The organism is Algoriphagus machipongonensis, assembly GCF_000166275.1.
Taxonomy (GTDB): Bacteria; Bacteroidota; Bacteroidia; order Cytophagales; family Cyclobacteriaceae; genus Algoriphagus; species Algoriphagus machipongonensis.
Map to the genome: position 1 here is coordinate 1,631,446 of NZ_CM001023.1, position 14,657 is coordinate 1,646,102.

The window sequence follows — 14,657 nt, forward strand, 5'->3', positions numbered from 1 at the left end:
TGAGTTGTGAAACGAATAATGCTAGTTTGCTTAAGTATTCTTTTGCTCTTCGGATGCAGTAAGAATAATAAACCAGAAGGACTCCTTAGTGAGGATAAAATGGTTAATGTCCTGGTAGATATACACTTGACAGAAGGGATTGCCAGTGCCCTGCCTATCTCATTCGATTCTTCAGAGGTGCTTTATACTTTAATGGAAAAAGAACTCTTTGAAAAACACCAAGTAGAAGATTCTGTTTTCACTAATAGCCTCAGATATTACTTACAGTACCCAAAAGTGATGGATGAAATGTATGAACGAGTCCTTGACTCATTGGCGTCAAAAGAAACAGAAGGAATCAAAAAAGATCCAGGAGAAATTTTCTAATGCAATATCCAACCAATTTAGATCATAAAATAAATTTTATTAAAGTAAAAGAACTGCTTAAGGAAGAATGTACCTCTGCCTTGGGAAGAAGCTTTGTAGATAAAATTTCCTTTTCATCGGACCCCAGATTGGTAACCAAACTTCTGGATCAAACAGAAGAGTTTTTTAATATTCTGATTTCAGGAGAGGTTTTTCCCTCCTCTAATTTTACAAACCTACATCCGTATTTAGAGAAAGCGAAGTTGGAAGGAGCTTATCTAGATGAAGAAGATTTTCATGAAATAAAATTGTCCTTGCAGACTTTGAAAGGATGTGTTGCTTTCTTTCAAAAGTTTGGAGAAGAATACCCTGCTTTAAGTCAATTGCTAGGGATGCTTTTGGACTTGGATTTAGGTTTACTGAAAAGTATCGAGCAAGTAGTAGATGAGAAAGGTAAAATAAGAAGTAATGCCAGCAAGGACCTTCAATTGATTCGAAACCAAATCATCTATGAAGAGGGCCGACTCAGGAAAGTCATGGAAAGAATTTTTCGGGAAGCCAGAGCAAAAGGTTTGACTCCTGAGGACACTGGGATGACGATTAGGGGAGGTAGAATGGTGATTCCGATTGCAGCTGAAAATAAGAGAAAACTCCGTGGTTTTATTCATGATGAATCCGCAACAGGCCAAACAGTTTTTATGGAGCCTGAGGAAGCGCTGGATATCAACAATGAGATTCGGGATTTAGAATACATGGAGCGACGTGAGATAATAAAAATACTCACAGAACTCACCAATAAACTAAGGCCTGCTATTCCTACTTTAAGAAAGGCCACAAACTATTTGGGTTTGATGGACTTTATTCGAGCTAAGGCTAAGTTTGCCCAAAAAACAGAAAGCGTTAAGCCCGTAATAACCAAAGAAAGGCAACTCATATGGACTAAGGCCCGCCATCCAATTTTGGAAATGGCCTTAAAGGCTCAAGGGAAAAAAATAGTGCCTTTGGATGTCAAGCTGATAGGGCAAGAACGACTTTTAGTAATCTCTGGACCCAATGCAGGTGGTAAGTCGGTTACATTAAAAACCGTAGCCTTGCTTCAATATATGCTACAATGCGGACTTTTAATTCCTGTCCATCCGGATTCTAAAAGCTCTCTTTTCGATAATTTTTTCATTGATATTGGAGATGAGCAAAACCTAGAAAATGACCTCAGTACCTACAGCTCGCATTTGATGAGCATGAAGAATTTTTCTCAGTTCGCTAATAAGAAAACCATTCTTTTCATAGATGAATTCGGTACGGGAACTGAGCCGCAATTTGGGGGTGCCATTGCGGAATCTATCCTGTTAGATTTGAATAAAGCCGGAGCATTTGGGATTGTTACCACTCACTATGGAAATTTAAAGCAAATTGCCAATAAAAATCAAGGCTTGGTAAATGGAGCCATGCGTTATGATGTGGACAAGCTAGAGCCATTATATCAACTTGAAATTGGTAAGCCAGGTTCTTCTTTTGCCTTGGAAATAGCCTCAAAAATAGGCATCTCCAAAGAGATCCTGCAGTATGCAAAAGACCATATTGGTGAAGAGAGAGTTCGGTACGATCGTTTGCTAACGCAATTGGAGAATGAGAAAAATCAATATTCAACTTTATTGGCAGAGGCAAAGTCAAAGGAGATTTTACTCAAAACCCGTTTGAGAGAATACAATGACCTGAAGGAAACTTTAGAGCAAACTAAGAAACGCTACATTCAGGAAGCTAAGCAAGAAGCAAAATCCCTTTTAGATCAGGCAAATAAAAAGATCGAAGCAACAATCAGAGAGATTAAAGAGGGGAAGGCTGAGAAGGAAGTTACCAAGCAGCTTAGGAAGGATTTGGATGAGTTTAAACAAGTGGTGAAGCCTGAAAAGCTTGCTGTCAAAGATCCGGAAGTGGTAGTTGTCGGTGGAAAAATCCAAACTGGAGACTGGGTAAGATTAAAAGATAATGGTGCTGTTGCGCAGGTGCTTGAAATTAAAAATAAGGAAGTTGAAATTTCTATTGGTGAGTTGAAGTCAAAAGTCAAACTTTCAAGACTTGAAAAAATCTCTCAAACCCAAAAGAAAAAAGAATTGAAATCCGTGGTGAAAGGAGGGAACTTCAACTCGAATCAAAAGATGATGGATTTTTCGCCCAATTTAGATCTGAGAGGGAAAAGAGGAGAAGAAGTGCTTTCTATCATTCAAACTTTTGTAGATGAGGGATATATGCTAGGGGTAAAAGATCTTCGAGTAGTGCATGGCAAAGGAGATGGGATCCTTCGAGAAATCACAAGAAACTTACTCAGGACTATGCCTCAAGTAGGAAAAATGGAAGACGAACATGCTGATCGTGGAGGAGCAGGAGTAACCCTAATTACATTAAAACAATAAAAGGGAGCATTTGCTCCCTTTTATTGTTTTTATCCTACTAGCTTATTATTTCTTGACCAAGTCAAATTCATAGGCTCCAGCAACTGCGGAGGTGCCGTTTTGTCTTGCCCCAGGTACCGAAATAGTAAATATCAATTTTAAATTATCACCTGTTCTGGTGAAAGACATTTCTCTTTCTGCGGCAGGCTTACTGCCAGAAAGCATGATTTTATCAAAATTATCCCCTTCAAAAGTCCAGTTTCCTGCAGCATCAAAAAGCTCATTGCTGTTTTTGCTACTATAGGATTTCGAACCACTGGAATTTAATGTTAGCTCAAAATTTTGATAGATGTCTGTAACAGCTGTCCCGTCTCTTTTTACCGTTCCACCTCCAGAGATCTCCCAAGTCAATGAGCCTTCTCCACTTAATTCTTCCAAAGCTATTTCTTCCGGAGTTTTCTGATCTGGTTCTGGACTGTCATTCCAGCAACTTTGGAGCAAAATCAAAGAAAAGAATATAGCAAAAACAGGTAGTTTTGAAGATTTCATATAAAAACTAATTGCATCAATTGAGATTAAATATACACAAGTATTGGGAAACCTTTTGCCTACTTATAGTCCTCAAGATTTAATTTTTGGGTGCAATATTCATATTCTCTCGAATCATTTGAGCAAACAATTATTATTCGGTCCTTCTTGTATTGCTCCACGAGCTCTTGATACCAATTTACTCCCTTGACATCTAAATTGGATGTGGGTTCATCAAGGAAAACTAAAGGCACATCTGAAAATAAAGCAACTCCTAATTTTACACGTTGTTTCATGCCAGAGGAAAACTGTGCTATAGGCTTATTAGCATGAGATTCTAAGTATAAGGTTTCTATAATTTTATCAATAGAAAGCCCCGGAAGAGGAGTTTTAAATTTAAAATGGAATTCTAAAAGTTCTTTTAAAGTGAATTCCTCGGGGAGCTCCATATAAGGAGCAGAAACTGTTAAGTGATAAAACCAGTCGCTGTCAGCAACTGGTTGATTTTGTGTTTGGTACGTAATATTGCCGGAACTTAATGGAATAGAGCCACTCAGGCATTTTAGTAAAGTGGATTTTCCGGATCCATTTCCACCTGTGATGGCTATCGCATCCCCTGATTTCAAATTTAAATTCAGGTTTTTAAAAATCCATTCATATTGGAAGCGTTTGCTTGCTTCTTCCACTTGGATTTTCAGCATGCTCAATGGATATATCCTTTCATGACACCTCTTTCGGAGGATCTGATAAAGTTTAGAATTTCATCCCTCTCTTTGGTAGCCGGAAGATTGATTTCTATTTCTTCTAAAGCCCGACTATTGTTCATGCTATTTAGAAATAGGTATCTATAAACTTCCTGAATATGCGCAATAGACTCACTGGAAAACCCTCTTCTTCTGAGACCTAATGAATTGACACCGGCATAAGCCAATGGTTCTCTTGCCGCCTTCGTGAAAGGAGGGACATCTTTTCGTACTAATGAGCCACCAGAGATCATGGAGTGCATTCCTATTTTTACAAACTGGTGTATGGCAGAAGAACCGCCAATAATCGCCCAGTCATCAATGGAGACGTGTCCTGCTATCTGAACGGTGTTTGCAATGATTACATGACTACCGATCACACAATCGTGGGCTACGTGCACATAAGCCATCAATAAGCAGTGACTGCCGATGACAGTGGTTTGTTTATCAACAGTACCTCTACTAATGGTTACACACTCACGAATCGTGGTGTTATCACCAATGATTACTGTGGAGTCTTCACCTTGAAATTTTAAATCCTGAGGGATTCCAGCGATGACTGATCCCGGAAAAATCTTACAGTTTTTTCCGATTTTTGCTCCAGGAAAAATTGTCACATTTGGACCAATCCAAGTATTGTCTCCTATTACAACATTTTCATGGATCATCGTGAAAGGGTCCACTTGTACATTTTTGCCCAATTTTGCTTTTGGGTCTACATGTGCCATTGGGCTGATCATGATTCTTTTCGGGTTATGCTGGCTGTCATAACTGCTTCACAGACTAATGTGTTTCCTACATAAGCCTCTCCTCGCATTTTAGCAATGCCTCGTCTGATTGGAGCCAAAAGTTCGCATTTAAAAATAAGAGTATCTCCCGGAAGAACCATTTTTCTGAATTTACAGCTTTCTATTCCTAAGAAATATGTCCAGTAATTTTCAGGATCATCTACTGTGCTTAACACAAGGATTCCCCCTGTTTGAGCCATGGCTTCTACCTGAATTACCCCTGGCATTACTGGATTGCCGGGAAAGTGTCCCATGAAAAATGGCTCGTTGATTGTTACGTTTTTTACCCCTGCTACCACTGTCTCATCAAGATAGATGATTTTATCCAATAACTGAAAAGGATACCTATGAGGTAGGATATTACTGATCTGGTTGATGTCCATTACTGGAGGCAACTTAGGATCGTAGTGAGGTATATGGTTAGAGCCTGATTTTTCCATAGCTCTTTTTAATTTTTTCGCAAATGCTACATTGGCAGCGTGACCAGGTCTAGCAGCGAGGATTTGAGCTTTTAAAGGCCGCCCTACGAGCGCTAAATCTCCTACTACATCAAGTAATTTATGTCTAGCAGGTTCATTTCTATATCTTAAGTCAACATTGTTTAAGATACCTTCCTTCTTCACCTCTACCTTCTGCTTGTTAAACATTTTTGCAAGGTGTACTAACTCTTTCTCCTCTACCACGCGATCTACCACCACAATGGCATTATTTAAGTCCCCTCCCTTTATTAGGTTGGAATTGTAAAGCATTTCCAACTCATGTAAAAAGCAGAAAGTTCGGCAAGATGCAATCTCTTGCTTAAATTGACTGATATCTGTGATTGAAGCATGCTGACTTCCCAATACCGGCGAATTATAATCCACCATGACAGTTACTCTATAATTGTCAGTGGGTAAGGCCACCATCTCCACTTCGCGGGACGGATCTTTATATTGAATACTTTCTTCAACTTCAAAAAACCTTCTAAGTGCATTTTGCTCTTCAACACCAGCATCTTCCAATACTTCTATGAATTGGATAGAGGATCCATCCATAATTGGAGGCTCTGGTCCATCAAGCTGAATAAGAACGTTGTCAATTTCCAGTCCCACTAATGCTGCTAATACATGCTCAACAGTATATACTCTAGCGCCATTTTGCTCTAGGGTGGTTCCTCTGGAAACATCAACAACAAGGTCGCAATCTGCATCTACTGTAGGGCGACCTTCTAAATCAATTCTTTGAAATTTGATTCCGTGGTTGGGTGGTGCGGGTAAGAATGTCATATTGGAGATTACTCCAGTGTGTAGTCCTACGCCTGCTAGCTCCACCTGTTTCTTGATGGTATGTTGTTTTACCTTCATCTGATATTTTAGACTTTCAGGATGATTAAGGGTGCAAATTTACGGCTTTTTTTCTAGTTCTCTTAAACGGTTTTCCAAGACATCAAGATTTTTAAAAATTGAGTATGATTTTAAGAATCCTTTCATGTCCATTCCTATATAACCAAAAACTGTGTCACCCGCTTTTTTAATAGATTTGATCACGCCGGTTTTTGCACCTATGGTTGTATTATCGGCGATTTTTAAATGCCCAATAATACCGACTTGACCTGCAATAACACAATTTTTTCCGATTTCTGTGGAACCGGAAATGCCTGATTGAGAAGCAATAACTGTATTTTCACCAATGATGACATTATGGGCAATTTGCACCAAATTGTCAATTTTAGCTCCTTTCTTTATTATCGTCGATCCCATGGTGGCACAATCAATCGTTGTATTGGTACCTATGTTTACATTGTCTTCAATAATAACGTTCCCTATTTGAGGGATTGCTTTATAAGTTTGGTCTTCTTGCGGTGCAAACCCAAAGCCATCTGCACCAATTGCAGCGCCAGGATGAATCTCGCAATTATTTCCAATAATGGTGTCGGAGCAAATTTTTGCTCCAGGGTGAATGATAGTATTGTTTCCTATTTTAACTCGGTCCCCAATAAAAACCTGGGAGTGAATTTTTACTCCGTCTCCAATCTTACAGTCTTTTCCAATGTGAGAGAAAACACCTCGAAAACCATTTTCGCCCATTGAACTGCTGGTGTCCATAAAAGAGGGTTCTTGGACTCCCATAATGCTTGCCTTGGTAAACTGACTGTAGGCTTCCAATAGCTGAGTGAAGCCAGTATATGCGTCTTTTACCCTGATCAGGGTAGTTTTGAAAGCTTTACTGGGTTTAAAGCCTTCAGAGACGATAACCGCAGTTGCTTCGGTTTCATATAAATACGATTGGTATTTCTCATTCGATAAGAAGCTGATTCCACCGTCTTTCCCTTCTTGAATCTTATCTAGTCTAAAAACTTTTTGTGTTTCATCTCCTTCTACTTTCCCCTGAAGGATTGCGGCGACTTGACCCAAAGTAAATTCCATATGCTGGCTTGATGAATTAGAAGTTTGAATTTAAGCTTTTGGCTTTACATATATAATGTTTCTCTACAATTTTGCTCATAACCTTGATATTTGGTAAATCAGCAGCTTGAGCAACATCAATAACCTTTCCTTTTTTTGTGAGGATGTTGATTCTTTCTTTAGCCAAATAACCATAATTGCTTACGGTGCCATGAGAAAAGAAATAGGTGATATCCTCTTCGGGAATGTTTAATTTATGAATGGTTTTGGTTTCCATTTCCTTTATTTCTTCTTGACTTGCTTGGTCATTTGTCAATGTGATTTTGAATAAATCCCGCGTCAAAAACATATTGGAAATATTCCGAAGCACATAATCCGGTTGGCGCTTCCAAAGTTTGACAGCTCCCCAAATATCAAGATCATCCATTTCAAGGAATTTTTTCAAAATTTCCGGATTTTGGCGAAAGTCTTCAAGTGTATGATCGTTTTGAAGGAAATAGTCAAATTCATCTGTGATCGTAAATGACTGTCCAGCTTGTCGGAGCATCTTTGCTCTCTGGATGAGATTAATTAGCATTTTTTCTGCACTGACAGTGGTCTTGTGCAAATAAACTTGCCAATACATCAGCCTTCTGGCGCTTAGAAAATTTTCAATGGAATAAATCCCTTTCTCTTCAATAACCACTTGGTCATTCTTTACATCCATCATCTTGATGATTCGGTCGGCGCCAATTGTTCCTTCAGATACTCCAGTGAAGAAGCAATCTCGCTGAAGGTAGTCTAGTCTGTCAATGTCAAGTTGGCTGGAAACAAGTTGATGAAAGAACTTTCTTTCGTAAGTATTCTTAAATATTCTTAAAACTAAATCTAATTTACCATCTAATTCTTTGTTGAAAAGCTCAATAATAAGCAGGGATAATTGCTCATGAGGGATGCTTTTTAAAAGACTGTATTCCAAAGCATGCGAAAAAGGCCCATGTCCTATATCATGTAAAAGAATGGCTATCAGTGCAGATTCATACTCTTGGTTGCTTATTTCTGTTCCTTTATTGCGTAGATTATCCAGCGTTATGCTCATCAGATGCATCGCTCCAATGGCATGGTGAAAGCGAGTGTGTAAAGCACCCGGGTAGACGAAGTCTGTCAAACCCAGCTGTTTTATTCTGCGTAACCTCTGGAAATAAGGATGATCAATGATGGTAAAAATCAACTCGCTTGGGATTGTGATAAATCCGTAAACGGGGTCGTTTAATATCTTTTGGCTTTTCAATGAGGCCGAATTTGATTGACTCAAAAGTAATTATAATTTTAAAAGAAACGGAAACGAAAATGTCTCAAAAGTTCAATATACTATGGGCAGACGATGAAATCGATCTACTCAAACCACATATTCTATTTCTAGAACAGAAAGGTTATGAAATAACTACTGCAAATTCTGGTGTAGATGCTATTGAGGAAGTGGAAGCCCATAATTTTGATGTTATTTTTTTAGATGAAATGATGCCTGGGATGACAGGGCTGGAAACTTTACAACAAATAAAACTGATCAAGCCCCAGATTCCCGTGGTCATGATCACAAAGTCTGAAGAGGAGCATATAATGAATGATGCCATCGGAGGGAAGATTGCAGATTATTTAATCAAACCTCTCAACCCAAATCAGATTTTGCTTTCTGTAAAGAAGTTGTTGCAAAATAAGCAACTGATAGACGAGAAAACAACCCTTAACTATCAGCAAGAGTTTATGAAGATAAGCATGGCCTTTGGGGATGCTCAAGATCATCAAGACTGGACTGATATCTATAAGAAGTTGATTTATTGGGAGATGCAGATTGATGCCACGGAGAATAAAAGCATGATAGAAGTGCTAGAAACTCAAAAAATTGAAGCCAATTCTTCTTTTGCCAGATTTGTAAAAGACAATTATATAGACTGGATGGAGGAAAAAAATAAGGAAAAGCCACTTCTTTCCCATCAAGTATTAAAACAGAAAGTGTTTCCGAAAGTACAGTCAGGAAAACCTTTGTTTTTAATTGTCATCGATAATTTGCGTTTGGATCAATGGGAAGATATTGAGCCGATTTTAGCTCCTTATTTTAATGTTGAAAACAAGGATACCTACTATAGTATTTTGCCTACCACTACCGCATTTGCCAGAAATGCACTTTTTAGTGGGATGATGCCTATGGATATGGCACGGTTTTACCCAAAATTATGGGAGGATGAGGATTCTGATGAAGGGAAAAATAATTTTGAGGAAGATTGGCTAAAGATCAATCTGGATAAGAATAGGATGAATATAAAAGCATCTTATCAAAAAATCCTACAAACGCAGCAAGGGAAAAATGCGGTGGATCAATTTCATCAGCTCATGCAAAATGACTTAAACGTATTGGTGTATAATTTTGTGGATATGATGTCTCATGCGCGAACAGACATGAAAATGATCCGCGAATTGGCGCCGGATGAATCTGCTTACAGGTCTTTAACCAAAAGCTGGTTTGAACACTCTTCTTTATTTGAGTTGTTTAAGAAAATTCATCATGCTGGAGCAGAAGTGATCGTGACTACTGATCATGGGACGAAGCGAGTAAACAAACCTTATCGAATCATAGGTGATAAAAATGTAACCACAAATTTGAGGTACAAACAAGGGAAAAACCTCAATTTTGAAGCAGGAAAAGTCTTTGAAATCAAGAGGCCTGAAGATGCGAAACTTCCAAGACTCAACGTTTCTTCCAGCTATGTTTTTGCTGTAGAGGACTATTTCTTCGCTTATCCGAATAATTACAACTATTATGTCAACTTCTATAAGGATACTTTTCAACATGGAGGTGTATCTTTGGAAGAAATGATCATACCGATTGTTCAGTTGTCACCAAAATCGTAATACGTTTGATTGAGTTGAAATTCGACAAAGCACTCATTTTAGAAGCAGCCAAGAAAATAGTGGAGGAATGTGGGGATGAGAAATTTTGGATATTTCAAGGAGAAATGGGTGCTGGCAAAACCACTTTGATAAAAGCTTTGGGATCCATCTTTAATATCACTGATTCTATTAGTAGCCCCACCTTCGGAATTGTCAATGAATACAGCAATGAAAAGGGGGATGATTTTTACCATTTTGACTTTTATAGGTTAGATGATCCCACGGAAGCATTGGATATTGGAATAGAAGAGTATTTTTATAGCGGAAATTATTGTTGGCTAGAATGGGCAGAAAAAGTTGCTGAATTCCTTCCAGATCAGTATTTTCTCATCAAACTAGAAATTTTGTCAAGGACAGAAAGAAAACTCACCCTTCAACACATCCGAAATGCCAGCTGAATTAAGTGAACTATCGGCAGTAGGTCTGATACCTAAAGAATCCCCTTCAAAAGTCAGGAAAGGGTCAAGAAATCTCACTATTGGGATTCCAAAAGAAATCTCTAGCCAGGAAAAAAGAGTGGTTCTTACGCCCGAGGCAGTTGGGATTTTATCCAATAATGGTCTTCGGGTGGTTTTGGAGGCTGGTGCCGGTACACAAGCAAATTTTTCAGATCAGGACTATTCTGATGCTGGAGCTAAGATCGTTTATTCCAAGAAAGAGGCTTTGGCCTGTGAGATTGTGTTGAAAATTGATGCCCCTTCCCTGGAGGAGCTAGAACACATGAGTCAAAGTGCCTGTTTAATTTCTGCTCTTCAAATAGGTAGGCAAAGTAAGCAGTTTATCGAAATATTAAATTCCAAAAAGATTACCGCTGTAGCGTTTGAATACTTAGAAGATAAGGTAGGAGGAATGCCGGTAGTAAGAGCGATGTCCGAAATTGCAGGAAGTACGGTGATGCAAATTGCAGCAGAATACCTTTCTAGTGCAAATGAGGGCAAAGGGATGATTATGGGAGGAGTGACAGGAGTTCCACCAACTCAAGTGGTAATTATAGGAGCTGGTACTGTAGCAGAATATGCTGCTAGAACCGCCTTAGGCTTAGGCGCCAATATTAAAGTATTTGATAATCATATTTATAAACTGAGAAGGATCAAGCTTTTATTGGGCCAGCAGATCTATACTTCTACGATTGATAATTTCAGTTTGAGTCAGGCTATGGCTGAAGCGGATGTAGTTATTGGTGCGCTTCGTGCTGAGAAAGGCAAAAATAAAATTGTGGTAAGTGAGGAGATGGTTGCCAATATGATGCACGGCAGTGTGATCATTGATGTAGGGATAGATGAGGGAGGTTGCATTGAAACCGCGAAAATGACTTCTCATGATGAACCGGTTTATAAGATTCATGACATTGTACATTACTGCGTTCCCAATATTGCCTCCAGAGTTGCGAGAACAGCTTCTTATTCCCTTAGCAATATCTTTACTCCAATCATCCTTCAAATGTCTGATTTAGGTGGGCCAGAAGAGATGATATTTAATTACAAATGGTTTTTACGAGGAGTTTATACCTACAGAGGAAGTCTGACCAATGCGTATTTGGGTAGGAAATTTGGGTTATCACACAAGGAACTCCAGCTATTACTAGCAGCCCGATATTAAAATTTAGGAAAGTAAATTCTGACGAAGAAGGAATTCTAACTGTTCATTAGCTTTCAGTAAAGCATCTGTAAGCTTTTCGTTTTCTCTTCTTAAAGTATATATCTCAAAAGCGTTTTTTATTACCGTTCTTAAGTAATCTTCTTCCCAAGGTTTAGTTAAGTAATGATATACCTGACCCTTATTGATCGCATCAATAACTGCTTGTATATCAGTATAACCTGTTAATAAAAGTCGTATAGGTTGAGGGTAAATTGGGATAATACTTTCAAGAAATTCTACACCAGTTTCTTCTGGCATCCTCTGATCTGTAATAATCAGATCAACACTTTCTTTCTCCAGAATTTCTCGCCCTTCAACGGCCGAAACGGCCAAAAATATTTTATAATCCCGACGGAAAGTTGCCTTAAATGCATGAAGGTTGTTTTCTTCATCATCTACATACAAAATCTTTATTTTTTCTTCCCTTTCGGTTTCCATAAACTTCTTGATCCTATGATAGGTGTTATTTATATAGCCAAATAATCTTATTTCCTGTTAAAAAACAAAGAATAATAGACTGTATTTTATCTATTTTTGACTTAAATTAAATATTCCTCACGTTTATGTCTTAAATAGTTAAGCTATCTATTTGACATAAAACGGAATAAATTATCTTTACTGAGATATTCACCCAGTTTACACAAATGTCAATTAAAATTTCTACTGATCAAAATGACCAGTACCTCCCTATATTGCTCAACCCTCAATTAAAGGATGACTGGTTAAGAATAAGTCGTCTTTTTGAAGACAATATTACAATAGTTAGTGATCAAATAGAAAGCCAAGTTTCAGATCTTATTAAATCTCAAAATCCAGATAGGACGATTCCTTCTGGGGAGTTAGATATTCTCGTAAAAGAGTTTTTCTCCGATAAAGAAAAAGTTAAATATGGGAACTGGGTGTACTATCCCTGGAAAAATATTCTGGTTCACCTACTCGCAGAAGATGAGTTTGTTAAAATAAGAACTCTTCGAAATAATTTTAAAATAACTCCGTCTGAACAAGAGATTCTTGGAAAGAAGAAAGTGGGAGTTGTGGGTCTATCTGTAGGGCAAAGTGTGGCGTTAGCCATGACTTTGGAGAGGGGGTATGGAGAAATAAGGCTTGCTGATTTTGATACGCTTGAGTTGAGTAATTTGAATCGACTGAAAGCTGGAGTGGTAAGTTTAGGCTTGGAGAAGGTGATTTTGGCAGCGAGAGAAATTGCTGAAATAGACCCTTATCTAAAAGTGAAAGTCTTCCGCGAGGGAATTACCGAGGAGAACGTTGAAGATTTTATTTTGGATGGAGGGAAATTAGATTTGCTTATAGATGAGTGTGACAGCTTAGATATCAAAGTATTACTAAGAAATAGGGCCAAGAAGCATCGCCTGGCAGTCATGATGGAAACATCAGACAAAGGCATGTTGGATATAGAAAGATTTGATTTGGACCCAGAGAGGGAGTTGTTTCATGGGCTGCTTTCAGGAGTTGATGTAAATACATTAAAAAATCTGACCAATACTGAAAAGGTATCCATTGTACTGAAAATCACAGGACTTGAGACTTTAACACCCCGTATGAAAGTTTCATTGCTTGAAATTGGGCAAACCATTACGAGTTGGCCCCAGTTAGCATCAGGAGTCTTTTTAGGAGGTGCTTCTGTGGCACATGCCTCCAGAAAATTCCTTTTAGGTGAAGATGTGAAGTCTGGGAGGTTTTATGTGGATTTTGATCAATTATTCCAACTCAAGGAATCTGAAGAAATTGGTATTCCTTCATCTGATTTTCCTGAACTTTCGGAATTTAGTTTTAAAGTTCCTGAAAATGTACTTCAGTCAGCCTATCAATTGTCAGAAAATGAGCTTCAAGAGTTGGTGAGTATGGCTAATTTGGCTCCTTCAGGAGGAAATATTCAGCCTTGGGTTTGGGTATTTGATAGAAAAGGAATTCTTCACCTCTTTCATGACAAGGTAAGAAGTCATTCCATGTTGGATTATAAAGGTACCGGGTCATTGATTGCTTTTGGTGCCGCTATAGAGAACTTAAGATTATGTGCTGGTCGCTTAGGAATTGAAATAGAAGTGATTCATCAGATTCAAGAATTTGGAGATGATTGTATAGCAAGTATTCGTTTCGTTTCGAAGGATTCAGGGGCATTGGATGTGAAGTTTAAAGAGCTTGTAGAAGGTGTTTCATTGAGATGTACGAATAGAAAAAATCCTAAACGATATAAGATTTCAAAGGAAGAGTTAGATTCCTTACTCGAGGTCTCCGAAGAAGAAGGGGTATCTCTAGAATGGACGGAACAGGAAAATGATCTTGATCAATTGGCTAAAGTTGTAGGGGGAATGGACCGATTGAGGTTCTTTCATGACCAAGGCTTAGTGGATTTTGTGAATGAGGTGAGGTGGACTGAAGAGGAAGCTTTCAAAACAAAAGATGGGATTGATATTGCGACTTTAGAATTATCTGGAACCGAAAAAGCAGCTATGGGCTTGCTAAGGGATCCTCGAACTATTAAATTCTTCAGAAAGTATTTGATGGGGTATGGATTGACGAAAATATCCAAAGACACTATTAACTTGGCAACTGGAATTTTCTTAATCAAAACAAAAAAATATGATCCCGTGTCTATTCTAAAAGCGGGTGCGGTTTTGCAAAGAATTTGGATCAAAGCCAATATGATGGGGTTAAGTGTTCAACCCGTCTCGGCAATGTTATTTATATTTCACAGAATTTTGGGTGAAAAAGACCATGGCTATACTGCTGTGGAAGAAAAAGAAATTAGAGAACTGAAGGAGTCCTTCAATAGGATTTTCAATAAAAATAATGACCAGCAAGAGATATTTATGTTTAGGGTAAATAAAGCTGGAGAGCCAAGTATGCGAGCTTATAGAAGAGATTATTCGGAAACCTTAATCAAAGTCTGAA

13 protein-coding genes are annotated in these 14,657 nt (G+C 38.3%); 6 read left to right on the top strand and 7 right to left on the bottom strand.

The window, feature by feature from the left end; all coding sequences use genetic code 11:
• Positions 1-6 precede the first annotated feature (6 nt).
• Positions 7-366 (top strand): DUF4296 domain-containing protein, encoded by a 360-nt coding sequence (locus tag ALPR1_RS07070; RefSeq protein ID WP_008199516.1) that lies wholly within the window; start codon positions 7-9, stop codon positions 364-366.
• Entirely contained in the window at positions 366-2,756 is a 2,391-nt protein-coding gene (locus ALPR1_RS07075) for an endonuclease MutS2 (protein WP_008199517.1), read from the top strand. The genes ALPR1_RS07070 and ALPR1_RS07075 overlap by 1 nt, the downstream gene beginning before the upstream one ends.
• Positions 2,757-2,801: 45 nt before the next feature.
• Here ALPR1_RS07075 and ALPR1_RS07080 read toward each other — a convergent pair whose 3' ends face one another.
• The 6 genes from ALPR1_RS07080 to ALPR1_RS07105 are packed head-to-tail and all read right to left on the bottom strand — an operon-like array spanning position 2,802 to position 8,448.
• Positions 2,802-3,284, bottom strand: a complete 483-nt coding sequence (locus tag ALPR1_RS07080) for a hypothetical protein (protein ID WP_008199519.1) — start codon at positions 3,282-3,284, stop codon at positions 2,802-2,804.
• Between the two features lie 59 nt (positions 3,285-3,343).
• Complete coding sequence (locus ALPR1_RS07085) at positions 3,344-3,964, bottom strand: ABC transporter ATP-binding protein (protein WP_008199520.1); 621 nt, start codon at positions 3,962-3,964, stop codon at positions 3,344-3,346.
• Positions 3,965-3,966: 2 nt separating this feature from the next.
• Positions 3,967-4,746, bottom strand: coding sequence for an acyl-ACP--UDP-N-acetylglucosamine O-acyltransferase (gene lpxA / locus ALPR1_RS07090; RefSeq protein ID WP_008199522.1), 780 nt, complete (start codon positions 4,744-4,746; stop codon positions 3,967-3,969).
• Positions 4,743-6,137, bottom strand: coding sequence for a bifunctional UDP-3-O-[3-hydroxymyristoyl] N-acetylglucosamine deacetylase/3-hydroxyacyl-ACP dehydratase (locus tag ALPR1_RS07095; protein WP_008199523.1), 1,395 nt, complete (start codon positions 6,135-6,137; stop codon positions 4,743-4,745). The genes lpxA and ALPR1_RS07095 overlap by 4 nt, the downstream gene beginning before the upstream one ends.
• Before the next feature lie 39 nt (positions 6,138-6,176).
• Positions 6,177-7,199: a UDP-3-O-(3-hydroxymyristoyl)glucosamine N-acyltransferase gene (lpxD, locus tag ALPR1_RS07100; protein WP_008199524.1), complete on the bottom strand. Its 1,023-nt coding sequence runs from the start codon at positions 7,197-7,199 to the stop codon at positions 6,177-6,179.
• 16 nt (positions 7,200-7,215) lie between these two features.
• On the bottom strand, positions 7,216-8,448 hold the full coding sequence (locus ALPR1_RS07105; RefSeq protein WP_008199526.1) for an HD domain-containing protein: 1,233 nt from the start codon (positions 8,446-8,448) through the stop codon (positions 7,216-7,218).
• A 59-nt stretch (positions 8,449-8,507) separates the two neighbouring features.
• Here ALPR1_RS07105 and porX point away from each other — a divergent pair, with 59 nt between their 5' ends.
• The 3 genes from porX to ALPR1_RS07120 are packed head-to-tail and all read left to right on the top strand — an operon-like array spanning position 8,508 to position 11,705.
• Positions 8,508-10,067 (top strand): T9SS response regulator signal transducer PorX, encoded by a 1,560-nt coding sequence (porX, locus tag ALPR1_RS07110; RefSeq protein WP_040303325.1) that lies wholly within the window; start codon positions 8,508-8,510, stop codon positions 10,065-10,067.
• A 5-nt stretch (positions 10,068-10,072) separates the two neighbouring features.
• A complete protein-coding gene (locus ALPR1_RS07115) occupies positions 10,073-10,504 on the top strand; it encodes a bifunctional tRNA (adenosine(37)-N6)-threonylcarbamoyltransferase complex ATPase subunit type 1 TsaE/phosphotransferase (RefSeq protein ID WP_008199530.1) in 432 nt (143 codons plus the stop codon).
• Positions 10,494-11,705: an alanine dehydrogenase gene (locus ALPR1_RS07120; RefSeq protein ID WP_008199533.1), complete on the top strand. Its 1,212-nt coding sequence runs from the start codon at positions 10,494-10,496 to the stop codon at positions 11,703-11,705. The genes ALPR1_RS07115 and ALPR1_RS07120 overlap by 11 nt, the downstream gene beginning before the upstream one ends.
• 3 nt (positions 11,706-11,708) lie before the next feature.
• Here ALPR1_RS07120 and ALPR1_RS07125 read toward each other — a convergent pair whose 3' ends face one another.
• Complete coding sequence (locus ALPR1_RS07125) at positions 11,709-12,182, bottom strand: response regulator (RefSeq protein WP_008199534.1); 474 nt, start codon at positions 12,180-12,182, stop codon at positions 11,709-11,711.
• A 206-nt stretch (positions 12,183-12,388) separates the two neighbouring features.
• On the opposite strand from ALPR1_RS07125, the gene ALPR1_RS20520 reads away from it, so the two are divergent.
• Positions 12,389-14,656: an Rv1355c family protein gene (locus tag ALPR1_RS20520; protein WP_008199536.1), complete on the top strand. Its 2,268-nt coding sequence runs from the start codon at positions 12,389-12,391 to the stop codon at positions 14,654-14,656.
• The last annotated feature ends 1 nt before the right edge of the window (position 14,657 follow it).